The 17,165-nt window shown below is 68.6% G+C and carries 16 protein-coding genes and 1 pseudogene; 10 read left to right on the top strand and 7 right to left on the bottom strand.

Annotated elements, in window-relative coordinates:
• Positions 1-600, bottom strand: a 600-nt coding sequence (locus tag RTM68_RS10740; RefSeq protein ID WP_312170695.1) for an AraC family transcriptional regulator, incomplete at its 3' end; no start/stop codon positions are given.
• Between the two features lie 90 nt (positions 601-690).
• Between RTM68_RS10740 and RTM68_RS10735 the strand changes: the two genes are divergently transcribed.
• From RTM68_RS10735 to RTM68_RS10725, 3 genes are all read left to right on the top strand, one after another.
• Positions 691-852, top strand: a complete 162-nt coding sequence (locus RTM68_RS10735; protein ID WP_194762403.1) for a hypothetical protein — start codon at positions 691-693, stop codon at positions 850-852.
• Positions 853-933: 81 nt separating this feature from the next.
• On the top strand, positions 934-1,431 hold the full coding sequence (locus RTM68_RS10730) for a hypothetical protein (RefSeq protein ID WP_312170692.1): 498 nt from the start codon (positions 934-936) through the stop codon (positions 1,429-1,431).
• A 204-nt stretch (positions 1,432-1,635) separates the two neighbouring features.
• On the top strand, positions 1,636-1,911 hold the full coding sequence (locus RTM68_RS10725) for a hypothetical protein (RefSeq protein ID WP_312170690.1): 276 nt from the start codon (positions 1,636-1,638) through the stop codon (positions 1,909-1,911).
• 36 nt (positions 1,912-1,947) lie between these two features.
• On the opposite strand, the gene RTM68_RS10720 is transcribed toward RTM68_RS10725, so the two are convergent.
• On the bottom strand, positions 1,948-3,153 hold the full coding sequence (locus tag RTM68_RS10720; protein ID WP_312170688.1) for a glycosyltransferase: 1,206 nt from the start codon (positions 3,151-3,153) through the stop codon (positions 1,948-1,950).
• Positions 3,154-3,164: 11 nt separating this feature from the next.
• A complete protein-coding gene (locus tag RTM68_RS10715) occupies positions 3,165-4,379 on the bottom strand; it encodes a glycosyltransferase (RefSeq protein ID WP_312170686.1) in 1,215 nt (404 codons plus the stop codon).
• A 121-nt stretch (positions 4,380-4,500) separates the two neighbouring features.
• Between RTM68_RS10715 and RTM68_RS10710 the strand changes: the two genes are divergently transcribed.
• On the top strand, positions 4,501-5,091 hold the full coding sequence (locus tag RTM68_RS10710; RefSeq protein ID WP_194762399.1) for a hypothetical protein: 591 nt from the start codon (positions 4,501-4,503) through the stop codon (positions 5,089-5,091).
• 52 nt (positions 5,092-5,143) lie between these two features.
• Here RTM68_RS10710 and RTM68_RS10705 read toward each other — a convergent pair whose 3' ends face one another.
• Positions 5,144-6,787 carry a DUF222 domain-containing protein gene (locus tag RTM68_RS10705; protein WP_312170683.1) on the bottom strand — a complete coding sequence of 548 codons (1,644 nt, stop codon included), beginning with the start codon at positions 6,785-6,787 and terminating at the stop codon, positions 5,144-5,146.
• Between the two features lie 233 nt (positions 6,788-7,020).
• On the opposite strand from RTM68_RS10705, the gene RTM68_RS10700 reads away from it, so the two are divergent.
• Positions 7,021-7,479 carry a MarR family transcriptional regulator gene (locus RTM68_RS10700; protein ID WP_312170681.1) on the top strand — a complete coding sequence of 153 codons (459 nt, stop codon included), beginning with the start codon at positions 7,021-7,023 and terminating at the stop codon, positions 7,477-7,479.
• Positions 7,476-8,135, top strand: a complete 660-nt coding sequence (locus RTM68_RS10695) for a hypothetical protein (protein ID WP_312170679.1) — start codon at positions 7,476-7,478, stop codon at positions 8,133-8,135. Before RTM68_RS10700 ends, RTM68_RS10695 begins: the two co-directional genes overlap by 4 nt.
• Before the next feature lie 63 nt (positions 8,136-8,198).
• Here the strand turns inward: RTM68_RS10695 and RTM68_RS10690 are convergent, their stop codons facing one another.
• Entirely contained in the window at positions 8,199-8,609 is a 411-nt protein-coding gene (locus tag RTM68_RS10690) for a hypothetical protein (protein WP_312170677.1), read from the bottom strand.
• 82 nt (positions 8,610-8,691) lie between these two features.
• On the bottom strand, positions 8,692-11,685 hold the full coding sequence (locus RTM68_RS10685) for a glycoside hydrolase family 38 C-terminal domain-containing protein (RefSeq protein WP_312170676.1): 2,994 nt from the start codon (positions 11,683-11,685) through the stop codon (positions 8,692-8,694).
• A 164-nt stretch (positions 11,686-11,849) separates the two neighbouring features.
• On the opposite strand from RTM68_RS10685, the gene RTM68_RS10680 reads away from it, so the two are divergent.
• The gene (locus RTM68_RS10680) at positions 11,850-12,881 is read left to right on the top strand and encodes a LacI family DNA-binding transcriptional regulator (RefSeq protein ID WP_312170675.1); all 1,032 of its coding nucleotides are present in this window, start codon (positions 11,850-11,852) and stop codon (positions 12,879-12,881) included.
• A 57-nt stretch (positions 12,882-12,938) separates the two neighbouring features.
• Here the strand turns inward: RTM68_RS10680 and RTM68_RS10675 are convergent, their stop codons facing one another.
• Positions 12,939-14,249, bottom strand: coding sequence for a glycosyl hydrolase (locus RTM68_RS10675; RefSeq protein ID WP_312170673.1), 1,311 nt, complete (start codon positions 14,247-14,249; stop codon positions 12,939-12,941).
• Between the two features lie 210 nt (positions 14,250-14,459).
• Between RTM68_RS10675 and RTM68_RS10670 the strand changes: the two genes are divergently transcribed.
• From RTM68_RS10670 to RTM68_RS10660, 3 genes and pseudogenes are all read left to right on the top strand, one after another.
• Positions 14,460-15,761: an extracellular solute-binding protein gene (locus RTM68_RS10670; RefSeq protein WP_312170671.1), complete on the top strand. Its 1,302-nt coding sequence runs from the start codon at positions 14,460-14,462 to the stop codon at positions 15,759-15,761.
• Positions 15,762-15,763: 2 nt separating this feature from the next.
• On the top strand, positions 15,764-16,690 hold the full coding sequence (locus RTM68_RS10665; RefSeq protein WP_194762390.1) for a carbohydrate ABC transporter permease: 927 nt from the start codon (positions 15,764-15,766) through the stop codon (positions 16,688-16,690).
• Positions 16,687-17,165 (top strand): annotated as a pseudogene (locus tag RTM68_RS10660) (carbohydrate ABC transporter permease); the annotation flags it as partial. The gene RTM68_RS10665 and the pseudogene RTM68_RS10660, both read left to right, overlap by 4 nt.

Below are 17,165 nucleotides of genomic sequence, written 5' to 3'. Positions count from 1 at the left end.
GAACTGCGCCTGACCGCCGTCGCGCTGCGGCGGCACCACCATGCGGCGCGCGATGCGGTTCGTGAGCTCGGCGCCCAGCTCCTGGCGCAGCAGGTGCAGGCACGCGTCGATGCCGGCGGCGGTGCCGGCACTCGTGATGATGCGCTCGTCCTGCACGAACAGCACGTCGGGGTCGATGTCGATCTGCGGGTACATCTCGGCCATGATGTCGGAGTACATCCAGTGGGTCGTCGCCCGGCGACCGTCGAGCACGCCCGCTGCGCCGAGGATGAACGACGCACTGCAGATCGTCAGCACCCAGGCGCCGCGCGCCACCGCGTCTCGCGCGAGCTCGAGCAGCAGAGGGTCGATCCGCGACCAGTACTCCCGCGGCACGGGACAGAAGATGACGAGGTCGGCCTCATAGGCGAACGAGAGATCGTGCTCGACATTGATCGAGAAGCCGAGCTTCGAGGCCACGACCCCCGGATGCGGAGCGATGACGCGGAAATCGAAGTTCGGCACGCCGTCGTTCGAACGGTCGAGACCGAACGCCTCGCAGGCGAGCCCGAACTCGAACGGCGCGAATCCGTCCTGAACGACGCAGGCGACGGTCTTCATCATGGCTTCTCCCGACGATGGCAGCTTTCGTACGCTCGCAGTCTATTCTGCCACTCGTGGCGGATCAAGAGCGAACATAGCCTTTCTGCCATGTTCATTCTCCTTGCACTCCTCGCCCTCGTCGCGTGGGCACTGGTCGCCACCGTCGTCGAACTCCGCCGCGACGGCTATCGCCCTGTACCCACCGACTGGTCACGAGTCGCCGACCGCGACGCGATCGACGGCGCCGAAGCAGGGCACGTCTACCGCTGAGTCGGCTGTCACGCCGGACTCCGTCGAGCCGTCTCCCGCACGGCGCTGCGCACGGCGCTGCGCACGGCTACGCTCGACTGCATGAGCGAGCCGCAGCAGCCCCCCGCGCAGCCGTACGGAAGTCCCCCGCCGCAGCACGCGGCACCTCCGCAGTACCCGGCCGGCCAGCCGTACTTGGCCGGTCAGCCGTACCCGAGTTCCCCGCAGTACCCGAGCCCGTCGCAGTACCCGAGCTCGTCGCCGTACCCGGATGCGTCGCCTGCTGCCCCGGCCACCAACCCCGGGCGCCTCGCGTTCATCCTCGCCGTCGTGTCGCTCGGCCTCGGTCTGGTGACGACCGTCTCGTACCCGCTGATCTTCCGATGGTCCTACGACCCGGTCGTGATCGGCGCCTTCGGGACCGTCGGCAACGGACTGGTCTTCCTCGTCGCGCTGGCGGGACTCCTGCTGGGCATCGTGGCCGCGAAGAAGCCGGGATCGAAGATCCTCCCCGGCATCGCCATCGGCATCACGGCTGCCCAGCTCGCCGGCATCCTGATCTCGTGGGTCTCGAACCTGTTCTACGCCCTGCCGTTCTGAGCCCGTCGCGACCCGCATGAGCGATCCCCACCAGCAGCCCGGCCCGCCCTACACCGAGCCCGGCCAGCCCCACACGCAACCGGGCCAGTCGTACACGCAACCCGGCTTGCCCTACACGCATCCCGGCCAGCCGTACGCCGCGGGCCACCATCCGTTCGACGCGCCCGCACCTGCCGCTCCCGCGCCGCGCTCCGGCGCACCGCGTTGGTCGCCAGTGCGGTCGCGGTCGGCTTCAGTCTGGCCCTGCGCCTCGTGACCCCGGTCCTGTACATGGCCGTCGGCTACGTCACCGACATCCTCTCGATCCTCGTGAACCTCGTCGCCCTCGCCGTCGCGATCGCCGGCCTGGCGCTGGGCATCGCCGCGCTGCGCCGCAGAGCGTCTCCTCTGCTCGCCGCCGTCGCGATCGGCCTCGCGCTGAGCATCATGGCCGGCGCCGTCGGCGGATGGCTCTCGTGGGTGGCGACGTACTTCAGCTGAGACGGGCCCCGACCGCAGGCGCGGGACACGCGGCGTTCAGCCCGCGAGCACCCGCTCGTAGACCTCGATCATCGCGGCCGTGCGCGACGACTGCCGGAAAGCCTCCGACACCTCGCGCATCGGCATCGGCGCGGAACCTGCGGCGATGTCGGATGCCGCGCGCCGCAGCGTCTCGACCAGGCCTACTCGACGCTGGTCTTCCGTGCCCGCTGCTCCGGGAGCAGCCCAGAGGCCACCGCCCAGCTCGGCGGCGATATCGGGGTCGCTGATCACCGACGGGGTCCCGAGGGTCGCGGCTTCGAAGGGCGTCATGCCCTGGGTCTCGAATCCGATGGACGTCTGCACCAGAGCATCGGCCGCAGCGATGCGAGCCAGCGTCTGCGGATAGGTGAGCGTGCCGGCGAAGCGTACGTTCGGCATCCCCGCGACGATCTTCTCGGCGGCCGCGCGCTGGGCCCCGCCGCCGATGATCTCGAGGTCGGCATCGACTCCGGATTCGACGAACGCCTCGAGGAAGGGCAGCAGCCGCTTCTCGGGACTCATGCGGCCGAGCCATACGAACCGGGGGCGACCCGGAGCGCGCTCGGCGGGGGCCCCGGCGAGGGTCTGCTCGCGGACGTCGTCGTCGATGCCGTTCCAGACGACATCGACCGGACTGAAGACGCCGTTCTCCTCGAGGCGCCGGGCGAAGTGCGTCGAGGGCGCGGTCACCGCCGAGGCACCGCTCGCGATGCCGCGCAGGAAGGCCCAGCCGTCGCTGCCGCCCACCGGCTCGCCGAGCGCACGGAGCGCGGACCGGCGCCAGACGTTGAGAACCGACAGCACCGGGCGATGCAGCGGCGTCACGGCGGCGATGCCGACGTCGACCCGATTGTGCATGGTGTGCACCACGGGCACGCCGTGCCGCGCGGCGTATCGATGACCGATGAACGCACCCCAGAAGTCGGCCTGCACGTGCACGAGATCGACGGGCGGGCGGTGCGTCATCGCCCGGTCGACGAAGCGATCGGTCGCTCGTCCTGGCCAGCTCATCGAGTACTCGCGGTCGACGGTGATCGGCACGGACGGCAGATCGACGTTCGACGGGTCGTCGAGACCGGATGCGCGCGGTCCGTGCATCTTCGGGGCGACCACCGTCACCGTGTGGCCAGCGCGCTCGAGGAACTCGCGCTGCAGCCGCATCGACACCTGTGCCCCGCCGAGCGAGTCGAGGTGCTGATCGCCGAAGAAGACGATGTGCATGGCGCGCGCCGTCACTCGGGCAGCGGCTCGTCGCGGTACAGCGCCTCGAACGTGTCGAGCGTGCGGTTGATGTCGTGGATCGCGACGCCGTCGAGCGACGCCTGCTGCATCCGCGCGTACTCGCCCGGCGACGCCGTCAGCACGTCGGTGAGTCTCGCGGCGAGCGCATCGGCGTTGCCGGGCTCGAAGAGGTAGCCGTTCTCGCCGTCGTGCACGAGGTGCGGCAGAGCGACGGCATCCGCCGCGACGATCGGCAGCGCCGAGGCCATGGCCTCCATCGTGGCGATGGACTGCAGCTCGGCGATCGAGGCGATCGTGAACACCGAGGCGCGTGAGAGCAGCGCCCGGAGTTCCTCGTCGGTCGTGCGTCCGTGGAAGGTCACGCGGTCGGCGAGGCCCAGCTGGTTCGTGAGGTTCTCGAGGTTCTTGCGCTGGTCGCCGCCACCGACGATGTCGAAGGTCGCGTCGAGCGCAGGATCGAGCTTCGTCATGGCCTCGAGGATGACCTCGACCTGCTTCTCGGCGGTCAGGCGGCCGACGAAGATGATGCGGTTCTTGTCGCGCGGAGCGATCACCGGCGTGTACTGGGTGCGGTCGATGCCGCAGCTGACCGGGATGACACCTTTGACCTCGACGGTGCGCTCGAGGAAGTCGGCGGCACGGCGGGTGGGGGTCGTGATCGCGCGGGTCAGGGCGAACGTGCGCTTCGCGTCGCCCCACGCCCACCGCAGCACGAGGTCGTCGACGAACTTCGGCATCGTCGTGTGATCGAGGATGTTCTCGGCCATCACGTGGTTCGTGGCGATCACCGGGATGCCCCGCTCGTGCGCGATGCGCGAGAGACCGCGACCGATGACGATGTGCGACTGGATGTGCACGACGTCGGGCTGCACGTCGTCGAGGATTCTGCGGGCGTAGTGCTTCACGCGCCACGGCCACACGAAGCGCAGCCAGTCATGGGGCGCCCACCGCACCGACGGGAGTCGATGCATCGTCATCGGCTCGCCCTCGATCACCTCGGTGCGCGCAGGGGTGCGCCGGTACACGAGGTTCGGGGCGACCACGTGCACGTCGTGGCCGCGCTGCACGAGCCCCGCAGCGAGACGCTCGGCGAAGCGGGCGGCGCCGTTGATGTCGGGGGAGAACGTGTCGCACCCGATCAGGATGCGCAGCGGACGCGACCCGGTCTCGGGAGCACTCGTCGAATCGGAGGGAGAGGAAGACATTCTGCCTTACGGTACGGCGGCCAGGGAGCCCGGTCGGGCGCTGGCCACTCTACCGGAGGGGCCTGATCGAGCAGCCGAGGCATACCGCCATCCCCCAGCCTCACCCTCTAGCGTGGAGGCCATGCGACTGACTGCCGACGCCGACCCCCGACAGTGGATCCCCGTCACCGACTCGCTCGGGTGGAAGGGGCGACGGCATCGCAAGGCGGCGATCCGGATGCTGCTGGGTCAGGTGAACTCGGCGATGGGCGCGACGGAGCGCCCGGGTTCGAAGCTGGGAGCGTGGGCCATGAGCCAGGCGACTCCGATGCTGATGCGCCGTGCCGACGGCCGCGTGCTGGTCTGGACGTGGAAGGCAGAACCCGAGCTCGTGGTGGCGATGGCCACCGTGCAGGCGCTGACCCCCGAAGTGCGCATCGCGCGGGCCTCGATGCCGATGGACTACGACGACACCCAGTCTTTCTCGAGCCGCTGGCTGGGCTCGGGCGAGAAGCTCGTGGTCGCGATGCCGCCGACGCCCGCCTCCCCGCCCTTCGTCACCTACACGTGGGACACCGGCACCCATCTCGTGACCCTCACGGCGGTGTGCAGCGACAAGGAGCGCTTCGGCACTCTCGACGGCGCGCTCGACGAGCTGGCCCGCAGCATCCGCGTCGCCGACGAACTCTCCGGCGGCGAATCGCCCGAGGTGCTGCGACTCGACCCGGCCTGACCGTCGCCCTCGCACCTTCGGACTGCGTGAGCACACTCGGCGCACGCCGGCCTCAGATCCGGCCCTGCGCACCCCGCACCTTCTCGCTTTCCGGGAGACTGCGTTTCGAAAGACTGCGTTTCGCAAGACTGCGTTTCGCAAGACTGCGTTTCCGGAGGCTGAGCTTCGGTGTGCGCCACCGTCGTTCGGGATCCCACCAGCTGGGCCCGCGGACCTGCGGGACACCGCCTTCCATCCGGATCTCCCATCCGGAGGCGCCGAGGGATCGGTGGTGCCACCAGCACAACGGCACGCCGTTGTCCGTATGCGTCGGACCACCTCTGGCATGTTCCGTGACGTGGTGGATCTCGCACCAGGATGCCGGGACGTGGCAGCCGGGGATCAGGCACTCCTTGTCGCGGGCGACGATCGCCCGCCGCTGATGCACAGTGAACACCCGATCGGTGGTCGTGATGCCGATGATCCGCCCCTCATCGAACAGGACCCGTTGGATCGTCCCGACACAGCCGACGTGCGCGGCGACCGAGACGGGCACATGCGCACCGGACCCGGGGATCGTCGCCCACCCTCCTGCGCCACCGCTTCTGCTCGTCGATCCGAACCCGGCTCCGGCGGCTCCGGCGGCACCGGCGGAATGGGCGGTGAGGTCTGTCGCGTCGACGTTCACCACGAGCACGGGTGCGGATCCGCCGAGCGTGGGCATCTCGTTGTGACGAGCAGCGATCGCGAAGATCATGGCGAGGGCATCGTGCCGCTTCTGCGCCGCAGTGCGGTCATCGAGTACGCACCGCGGATCCGAGTTGAACGCATCAGCGCCCTCCCCATCCCCATCCGCATCCGCATCCCCATCCGCATCGTCGGACGCGGGGCCACCGTCACTCGGGGCGAAGTGCACCCCGGGCATGGGCGCCCCCTCGCCCTTGGGGTTGAGGATCGCATCCAGGATCAACTGGAACTGCGCCGCGACCTCCGGGGTCAGGTATCCCCGGATCGCGTGCACGCCGTCCTTCAGCCGGCCGATCGTGACGCCCCGACGACGCTGCGCCTCCTCATCCTTCGGCTCCTCACCATCCGGATCGAACATCGACGCGAGATCCTCCGCGAGAGCCGTCAGGTCCTGCGCCGTCGGCGCAGGACCCGCCGCACCCTCGCCACCATCCGAATCGGGTTCGCCATCCGCATCCGAGGCGTCCTCGGCGCCCACGTCGAGGCCGTGGCCTCGCGCACACCCCGCCAACGCGACATCCGCCGCCAACCGCTGCTCGACCGTGAGCCGATCCCACACCTTCTCGATCGGCCCCGTCGCCGCCAGGAACCCCGCGACCCCGACCACCCCGTCCAGCAGCGCCAGCCGCATCTCCGACCACCGCGCCGGCATCCGCTCCCCCGCCAGACTCAGAGGTCTCCGCACCAGATCGACGACCCTGTCGACCCTGCTCGCGCCACGCACATCCACGCGCACGGTGCGCTGCAACAACTCGCGCAGCCCCCGACACCCCGCCGAATGCGGAAAGTCAACTGCGTCGCCGGTCGCGACCGTCTCGACGATGACCGCCTCGGCACGTCGGAACGCCGCCCCCGCACCCTGCAGCACCGTGACTCGCTCCGCATCCGACAACGCCGCCAGCCCGTCGTCGGACAGCACCGCATCGAGGTCGGCGATGACCCGATCCAGAAGCTCTGCGGCGCTGTTCATACCCCTGAGTCAACACGCAGCCACCGACATTGACGGCCTGAATTCGCGCCCGATTAGCCCTGTTCAAAGGCATATTCTGATCTCCCAGTACAGCGCGCCGAAGAAGCCGGACGGCGACCGCGAGCAGCACGAGGACACGACGAGAAAGGTCGAGACGACAGGGGTCAAGGACGAGAGCGGAGGAGGAGCGCGAAACTAGTGAACATAGGTAACAATGTAGTACCATCACGACTATGGAGCCGCTCTTCGTCGACCGTCTGCTGCAGATCACCGATCTCTTCCAGCGAGACATGGCCCGCGCCTTCGACGGCACCGGACTCACAACGGCCCGGGTGCACCTGCTCTGGGTCTTGCAGCACGCAGGACCGTCGACCCAGCAGTCCCTGGCCCAGCTCTGCGAGGTCAGTCCTCGCAACATCACCGGGCTCGTCGACGCGCTCGAGAAGTCGGGGCACGTCCGCCGGTCCCCGCACCCGACCGACCGACGCGCGGTTCTGGTCGAGCTGACATCCACGGCCGTCGAGACGATGACGCGGATGCAGGAGGAGCACGAACACCTCAATGCGACGCTGCTGAGCGCGATCGATCCGGCAGACCGCCCCGCCGTCGAGCGCGGCCTGTCAGCCGTCGTCGCGCATCTGCAGAGCCTCGTCGAGGCGGCCGCGACCACCGCGCCCGAGGAGGCGCGATGACCGAGCAACTGCGGGCGGTCGCTCCCCGGCCGACCCGCCTCGCCCGCATCCTCAACGTCCTGCACCGGGCCTGGATCGCCGAACTGCGCGTCTACTCGAGCATCGCCCGCGCGATCGCCCGTCGCCCCGCGGTGCCGCGGGGCGGCACGGGCATCGGCTACCACCGCCCGGTGCTCACTGTGCTGTTCATCTTCATCGGACTCTCGGCGGTCGAGATCCCGATCCTCGACCTCATCGTCCACCAATGGCCGGCCGTGCGCATCACGCTGTTGATCCTCGGCATCTGGGGAGTCACCTGGATGGTGGGTCTGCTCTGCGCGATGCTCATGCGCCCGCACACCGTGGGCCCCGACGGCATCCGCGTCCGCAGCGGGCTCGAGCTCGATGTGCCGATCGGCTGGGCCGACATCGCGTCGGTCGCGATCAGCCGTCGCGTCGATGAGCCCAAGCAGCCACGCATCGCCGGGTCGGAGTATGCCGAGCGGATGCAGGACGAGACGAACATCGAGGTCGAGCTCGAGCGCCGGGTAGAGATCAGGCTGCCCGGCCTCGCACCGAAGGGCGGAACGCATCGGGTCGACCGCATCCGGCTCTGGGCCGACGACCCTCGTGCCTTCCTCGACGCCGCTCGGCCGTTCCTCATGGACACCGGGTGAGCATCAGCCTCGCGCGTCCGGACTCGTCGGTGCGTCTCGTCGACGAACGGGCGACCTGACCGGTCAGTCGAGCCCGCGCTCCTCGAGCCATCTCTTCGCGACGAGCACCGGTGCGCGCATCAACCAGGCATCCGCGATGATCTCGGCGAGCCGGTCGCGCTCGACCGCCTCGAGCTGCACGAGCAGTCCCGGATATCCGTCGAAGTGCGGGATGGAGAAGAGGCCTGTGGGCTCGGCGGCGAGCAGGGTCGCCTTCTCTTCGAGACTCGCCACGCGCACCCCGATGACCGGACCGTCAGGCCATTCGAGACCGAGGTCGGCGAGCTGGCGCAGATCGACCTTGCTGGGCCCGCGAACCCACGCGATCTGACCGTTGGGCAGACGCCACGACGGTTCCCCGGTGTGACCGCCGACCTGTTCGGTCACACCGGGGAGACCGAGAGCGATCTCGCGGACGTCGTCGATGGTGGCCATCCGCCCATAGTCCTCCCCGCGCGGCGATCGCCGCAACGGCGGAGTTCAGCAGGCATCCGACCGGATCGCGTCCGCGTGCCCCTCAGCGCACGATGCGCAGCGTCCGCACCTCGAACGGCCGCAGACGCAGCTCCCCGCCCACGCGAGCGTCGTCGAGAGCATCCTCGATGAGCGACACCTCACGGATCTCCGAGTGCGCGAAGTCGACGGCGAGCGACCCGACCGCACGGCGTCCGAGCGCCTCGTAGAGACGCACGATCACGTCGCCAGAGCCGTCGTCGGCCAGCTTCACCCCTGAGACGACGATGCCCTCACCGTCGACCGACACCAGCGGTGCGACTTCGCGCCCGCCGCGCACGACCGTGGCCGGGCTGTTGAGTCGGATGCCCTCAGCCGTCGCGATCGCGGCATCCGCTCCGACCACGAAGCCGATCTCGATCTGGTGGTGGCCGTGGTCCGTGTCGGGGTCGGGGAACCGAGGCGCCCGCAGCAGCGACAGTCGCACGGTGGTGGCGACCGCGTCGTCCGACACCTCGCGCGTCGTGTCGTAGCCGTAGATCGAGTCGTTCACGAGGGCGACGCCGAAGTCCTGCTCGCGCACCAGCACGAAGCGGTGCATCGAGGTCTCGAACTTCGCCGCCTCCCAGCTGGTGTTCGTGTGCGTCACGCGCGCCTGGTAGCCGAACTGCGTCTCGGCTTCGGTGTGCGTCGCCTGGATGTCGAGCGGGAACGCGAGCTTGAGCAGCTTCTCGGTCTCGTGCCAGTCGATGTCGTTGCGCAGTGCGACCGTGCGGGTACCGGGAGCGAGAAGGATCGTCTGCACGATCGTCGACGCCGAGAACGCCCGGGTCACGACGACGGTCGCGACCCCGTCGACGACGGATGCCGAGATCGACTCGACCGCGGTCAGGTCGTCGACGCTGTTGCGGTAGTACTTGTCGATGTCCCACGCGTCCCACATGTTCGGGAAGTCCTGGTGCAGCTGGAACAGGTTCGCCGCGCGTCCCTCAGCCACCGCCTCGCGACCCGACGCCTTGTCGACCGCCGAGACGATGAGACCATCGGCCGAGATCAGCACGGAGACGAGCTCGTTCTCGAGTCGCCACCCGCCGTCTTCTCCCGAGAGCAGGACGGATGCCGGCGCGGGCGCCTCGACGAAACCGGCTCCGAGCGCGCGCCCCTCGCCGGTCGAGTGCGGCACGAACAGCAGCTCGCGGTCGCCGTCGCCGACGAGCGATCGCCGGGCGGCATCCGCGAGATCCCGCGCATCCGACAGCACACCGGAGAGCACCTCGACGGCCTCACGGTGCACCCAGGCGATCGACGTGCCGGGCAGGATGTCGTGGAACTCGTGCAGCAGCACGATCTGCCACAGCCGGTCGAACTCGGCCTGCGGGTATGCGGCGCCTGTGCGCACGGCATCCGTCGCGGCCCACAGCTCGGCCTCGACCAGCGCGTGCTCGGCCCAGCGGTGCAGCGCCTTCGTGGCGTGCTGGCTGGTGAGGGTTCCGCGGTGCAGCTCGAGGTAGAGCTCGCCGACCCACACCGCCGGGTTCGGGATCTCGGCGCGAGCGGCGTCGAAGAAGGTGTCGGGATGCTCCCACACGACCTGCGCGCTGCCTTCGAGGTTCTCGAGGCGCTTCGCCTTGCCTGTCATCTCGCGCGTCGTGCCGCCGCCGCCGTCACCCCAGCCGACCGGGGCGATCGACCGCGAGCTCACGCGGTTCTCCTTGAACTGACGCGAGGCCTTGGCGACCTCCATGCCGCTGAGCTGCGAGTTGTAGGTGTCCATCGACGGGAAGTGCGTGAACACCTGCGAACCGTCGATGCCCTCCCAGAGGAAGCTGTGGTGAGGGAACACGTTCTGCTGGTTCCACGAGATCTTCTGCGTGAAGAACCACTCGAACCCCGCCCGGCGCATGAGCTGCGGCAGTGCCGGCGAGTAGCCGAAGCTGTCGGGCAGCCACACGCCCTTCGAGCGGATGCCGAACTCGCGCTCGAAGAAGCGCTGACCGTACGAGAACTGGCGGACGAGAGACTCCCCGGTGGGCATCACGGTGTCGGATTCGACCCACATGCCGCCCAGCGGCAGGAAGCGCCCCTGCGCCACGGCGGCCTTCACCCGCGCGTAGACCTCGGGGCGATGCTCCTTGATCCAGGCGTACTGCTGGGCGCTCGACATTCCGTAGAGGAAGTCGGGCTGCTCGTCGATGAGCGTGGTCATCGACGAGGTGGTGCGGGCGACCTTGCGGATCGTCTCGCGCACCGGCCACAGCCACGCCGAGTCGATGTGTGCGTGCCCGACCGCCGAGATGCGGTGGGCGCTCGCTTCGGCCGGGGCAGAGAGCGCATCGGCCAGCTGCGCACGAGCAGCCGCCGCGGTCTCGGCGATGCGCTGCAGGTCGAGCACGTCGAGGGCGTCGTCCATCGCCTGCAGGATGCGCATGCGGCGCGGCGACGTCGCCGGCAGTTCCGCCTGCAGCTCGAACAGAACCTCGAGGTCGAGGGACAGCTCGAACACCTCCTGCTCGAAGACGGCCAGATCGATGCGGCGGGTGCGGTACAGAGGCTCGCGCGACGAGGTGCGGATGTCGCCCTCCTGCGTCGGCAGGAAGGGGTGATAGTCGAGCAGCACCGGGTTGGCCGCTGCTTCGAGATAGAGCTCGACGGGCTCGTCGCCCTCGGCGGTCTCGACGATCGGCAGCCACTGGTTGCGTGGGTTGATGCTCTTCACCGGCGTGCCGTCGGCCCGGTAGGCCAGCGCCTCGCACTGGAAGCCGGGCATGTTGATGTCGAAGCCGAGATCGATGACGGCCTCGACGCGGCGACCCGCCCACTCGGCGGGAACGCGACCCGTCAGCTTGAACCACGTCGTCGACCAGGCCGGACCCCACATGCTCGGCACCGTCGTCTCGGAGAACTCGAGCGCCAGCCCGTCCGCGGGGCTGATCGGCTCCCCCGGAATCTCATCGACCTCCACCGTGAGCGGCACGGAGGCCGAGTGGATGGCCGGGCGGATGCGCTCGTCGAGCACGCGCGTGACGCGTCCGACGGTGAGCGAGGTGTCGTCATGCATGGGTGCGGTTCTCCGGGCTCGACGGTGAGGGGGACGTGATTCGCGCCCCGGGGAAGGGCGGATGCCGACCATGCTATCTGATTTACTAAAGCGATCTAGTATCGATCTTCTCGGGGCGTCATCCGGCTTCCAAGCGGCTAAACCGATCAAGTAGGGTGAGGGCCATGACAACCGGCAAACGCGTGACGATCGCGGACATCGCGCGCATGGCCGGAGTCTCCCCGGGCGCTGTGTCCTTCGCGCTGAACGGTCGCCCCGGCGTCAGCGACGAGACGCGGCAGCGGATCCTCTCGATCGTCGAGGAGAACGGCTGGCAGCCGAGCTCGGCCGCGAGGGCTCTCGTCGGCGCGCGGGCCAACACCGTCGGCTTCGCGCTCGCCCGCCCCGCCCGCTCGCTCGGATCCGAGGCGTTCTTCACCGACCTCATCGCCGGGATCGAGTCCCGGCTCTCCGAGAGCAAGGTCAGCCTCCAGCTGCGCCTGGTGTCCGACATCGCCGAAGAGATGGAGGTGCATCGGCAGTGGCGGTCGTCGAACCAGGTCGACGGCATCATCCTCATCGACCCCCGCGATGACGACCCCCGCAGCGACCGCATCGCCGCACTCGACGCCCGCGCCGTCATGATCGGCTCCAAGCCGTCGCCGGTGGGCGCGGTCCCGAGCGTCTGGATCGCCGATGACGAGGTGGCCGAGACGCTCTTCTCGTACCTCGCCGCCCTCGGCCACACGCGCATCGCCTACGTCGCGGGCCCTGCCGAGCTCGAGCACACACGGTTGCGCGCCGAGGTGCTGCGCGGCATGGCATCGGACGGCATCAGCGGCGAGGTGATCTCGACCGACTTCTCCCCCGCTCGGGCGTCGTCGGTGACGAGGGCTCAGCTGTCCGGGCGCCTCCACCCGACGGCGATCGTCTACGACAACGACGTGATGGCCGTGGCGGGGCTGCGGGTGGCGCAGGAGATGGGCCGGTCAGTGCCGCGCGACGTGTCGATCGCCTCGTTCGACGACTCGGTCATCGCGGGCCTGATCAACCCGTCGATCACCGCGATGACCCGCGACACCTTCGAACTGGGCGAGCAGGCGGCGACGCTGCTGCTGCAGCAGATCCTCGCCGGTGCGAACCTGCCGAGCGCCCAGGGACCGACGCCGACACTCACCGCGCGCGAGAGCACGGCTCCGCCGATCTCCGCGTCCTGATGCAGGTCTCAGCCCTCGACGCGGGGCTCAGCCCCGCCTCAGGGCTCAGCCCCCGCCTCAGCCCCCGACGACGGTGTTGACGGAGCCGTAGGGGTCGACGGCACTCTCCGCGAGATCGGGACGGATCAGCCGACGGATGCCGCGCGCGGCGAGCGCCGTGTCATCGCGAGCCGTCAGCGAGGTCACGAATGCGGGATCGAGGCCGTCGGCGCACGCATCCACCCAGGCCTGGAAGACCGCACCACCGGGACTGAGCGCGGCGCGACTCACCGGCACCTCGCGCTCGTCGACCTCGATCACGATCGCCGTGTCGCGCACGGGTGCAGCGGCGCGGGATCGCAGCTCGGGGATCAACTCGGCGAATCGACGCCCGATGGGCTTGGCTGCGCCGCCCTGATCGATCAGGCCCAGCGAGTACTCCAGCTCGGGAAAGTCACCCAGCTCCCGGCTCACATCGTGCGAGCACCACCACGTCACACCCCAGAGGTTCTCGGTACGGAGAGCAGATCGCAGAGTCGCCTCGAGGAAGCCGGGCATCTCGCTCTCGTCGAGGCAGTTCGACGGCGCACCGACCTCCTGCAGCCACACCGGTCGGTCGGCTTCGACGGCGAAGGCCCGCGAGAGCTCGATGAGGTATTCGGCGTGGCGGTCGGAGGCGACCGAACGGCCGCCGTAGCGCTGGGCGGTGCCGTTGAAGATCCAGGAGTGGATCGTGGTCATCGCGCCCAGTCGCGAGGCGTGCGCGGGAGTGAAGCCGTGGCCGTCCATGTACCAGACCGCGTCGTACTCGCTGTGCACGTGCGGCAGGCCTGGCGCCGCGCTCTCGGCCGCCGAGAGCAGCGACTCGATCCAGCTGCCGGCCTCCTCGGTCGTGACGGGCCAGGGAGACGGGTGGGTGTGCGCCGAGAACTGATTCGTCTCATTGCCGAGGGTCAGCCCGAGGAAGTTCTCCGCGTCGCCGAGCGCACCCGCAAGTCTCGTCACGAGCTCGACCTGTCCGCTGAGGGCCTTCGGGTCGGTGAACATGTTGCGGTCGTGCCAGGTGTAGAGCCACGAGGGCACGAAATCGAAACTCGACAGGTGCCCCTGGATCACATCGACGCTCACATCGAGCCCGAACTCGGCTCCGATGTCGACCATGGTGCGGACGTCGTCGATCGCCTTCGCGCGGATCAGCGTGCGGTTCGGCTGCAGCACGGTCCACAGCGGGAACACCCGGACGTGATCGAGGCCCAGATCGGCGAGGGCCGCGAAATCACGCCGCACGTCATCCGGCGTGAAGTCGAGCCAGGAGTGCATCCAGTCCTTCGACGGCGTGTAGTTCGCCCCGAATCTCAGGTGATCATCGAGAGCGCGGCGCTGCGTCATGTGTCCGGACCTTTCCGACGGGCCCTCCGGCGAGGGCGGATCGCATCACTATAACGCTTGAGCACCGACGGGCCTACCGGGATTTCGCCATTCGTAGCGCGGACACGCACAGCGGCCTTGACAGTCGGAGGATCGGATGGTTTCATCTGCTAAAGCGTTGTAGTCCGCCGAGCGGACACCGCCAATCGCCCGCCTCGAGGAAGAAGCACGATGAAAGTTCCCGCACGCATTGTCGCTCTGGCAACATTCACGATCGGCGCCATGGCGCTCGCCGGTTGCACCGGAGGGGGCACCACATCCGGTGCCGCCGGACCGATCGACACGTCGGGAGAGCTGAGTGGAACCATCCAGTTCCAGACGTGGTCGCTGAAGAACGAGAAGTTCACGCCGTACTTCGAAGACCTCATCGACGCGTTCGAGAAGGAGCACCCCGACGTCACGGTCGAATGGCTCGACCAGCCGGGCGACGGCTACCAGGAGAAGATCCTGAGCCAGGCGAACGCCGACACCCTCCCCGACGTGCTGAACCTGCCGCCGGACATCGCGTATCCCCTCGTCGCCGCCGGAAAGCTCGTCGACGTGGAGACGGCCGACCCCGAGCTGAAGTCGGCCTACAACGCGGGCGCCTGGGATGCTTACAGCCAGTACCCGGGCGTCGAGGGCACCTATGGCCTGCCCTGGTACCTCTCGAGCGACGCCTCGTGGTGGAACCTCGCGCAGCTCGCTCCCTACGGCGTGACCCAGGACACGCTCCCCACGACGGTCGACGAGCTGCTCACGCTCGCGAAGGACGTGGCCACCGAATCCGGAGGCAAGGTCCAGCTGCTGTCGTCGATCCCCGCGCTCGACACCTTCACCTCGGCGGGCATGGAGGTCATCAACGACGAGGGTGAGTTCGACTTCAACACCGACGAGGCCGCGGCGATCATCGACAAGTACGCCGACGCCTACGCGGCTGGGGCGATGCCCGCCGAGGCCCTGACCGGCGACTACGGCGGAAACGCCGAGGCGTACATCCAGGAGAAGGTCGCCTTCACGACCGGCGGCACCGGCTTCACGACCGACCTCGCCAAGGATGCACCCGCATTGCTGGAGACCACCGTCGCCACGCAGCGGCTCGGCATCCCGCCGCTCTATGTGCAGGGACTCAACATCTCGGCCGACTCCGACAACAAGGAGGCCGCCCTCGCCTTCGCCGAGTTCGCCACGAACGAGCAGAATCAGGTCGCGTTCTCGTCGCTCGCGGTCGGCACGGCGCCCGGCACCTCGGCGGGCGGCGACACCGTGGTCGAGAACATCTCGTCGTCGATCACCGATGAGAAGCAGCTCACCGCGATCGACACCGTGTTCACCGCGATGGAGGACGCCAAGGCCATCCCGTTCCAGTGGACGTCCGACATGGCGACGTACATGACCCAGCAGATCGCTCTCGCCGTGAACGGCGAGGCCGACGCCAAGGCTCAGCTCGACAAGATCGTCGAGTACGCCAACGCCAACCGCGTGGACCAGTGAGCATGAGCGCGAACACCAGCATCCGCAGCCGGACGAAGACCATCACGTCGCACCGGTGGTTCACACCCTGGCTGCTTCTCGGCCCCGCCGTCATCTGGGTGCTGGTGTTCGCGCTCTGGCCGTTCCTGAACACCGTCTTCCTGAGCTTCACCGACGCACGCCCTCTGCGCACCCCCGGATTCGTCGGCGGGGCGAACTACGAGCGGATGCTCGGCGACGAGATGTTCTGGAACGCCCTGACCACCTGCATCCTCTATGTGGTGGTCTGCGTGCCGCTGCTCACGATCCTCCCGCTGCTGCTGGCACTGCTCGTGCAGAAGAAGCTGCCGGGCATCGCGTTCTTCCGCACCACGTTCTACTTCCCTGTCATCGCCTCGGTCGTCGTGGTCGCCCTCATCTGGACCTGGCTGTTCGACAGCCGCGGCATCATCAACCAGACCCTCGAGTTCCTCGGGGTCATCGACGCGCCCCTGGCCTTCCTCGTCGACCGCTGGCTGCTGCTGGGCTGCGCGATCCTGCTGACGGTGTGGAAGGGGCTCGGCTACTACATGGTCGTGTACCTCGCCGCCCTCGGGAACGTCGGCAAGGAGCTGCATGAGGCGGCCATGCTCGATGGAGCGGGCTCCTTCCGCCGCTTCCTGTCGGTGACGATCCCCTCGGTGCGCGGCGCGATGCTGCTCATCGCGGTTCTCATCGCCGTCTCGGCGATGAGAGTCTTCGCCGAGCTCGACGTGCTCTCCAAGGGCACGGGCGGTCCGGGCGGCTACGACATGTCGCTGGTCATGCTGATCCGTCAGGTCGGCTCCGGCCTCAACGGCAACATCGGCTACGCCTCGGCGATCAGCGTCGCCCTGTTCCTCCTCACACTCGTCCCCCTGGCCGCGATCGCATTCATGAATCGCGAGAAGAAGGCGAAGGTCTCCGCATGAGCACTCTCACCCCGCCCCGGGTCGATGACGAGATCCAGTCCGAGCGGCGATCGGATCGCACTGCTCGCGAGCGCATCTTCCGCCGCCGCGGCTCGGGCGACTTCAGCAAGCCGACCCTGGGCGGGCTGATCGGTCGCTACGCGCTCCTGCTGCTCGTGCTGGTGCTCGTGATCGGGCCGTTCGTCTGGCAGCTCTCGACCTCGTTCAAGGGGCCACAGGAGAACATCTACTCGTTCCCCCCGGACCTCATCCCGCGAGAGCCGACGCTGCAGAACTACGCCACCGTCGCCGATGTCGTCCCGGTCTACCTCTACGCCTGGCACTCGCTGCTCGTCTCGGTGGGCACGGTCGTGAGCAACGTGGTGCTGGCGACCTTCGCCGGCTACGCGCTCGGATGCATGCGGTTCCGCGGCAAGTGGATCGTCATGGCGATCCTGCTCTCTACCCTGCTGTTCCCCGGCGAGGTGACTGTGAC

It is taken from the genome of Microbacterium sp., from assembly GCF_031988965.1.
Classification (GTDB): domain Bacteria; phylum Actinomycetota; class Actinomycetes; order Actinomycetales; family Microbacteriaceae; genus Microbacterium.
The sequence above is the reverse complement of the archived record's forward strand: the minus strand, read 5'-3'. Positions and strand labels throughout refer to the sequence as shown.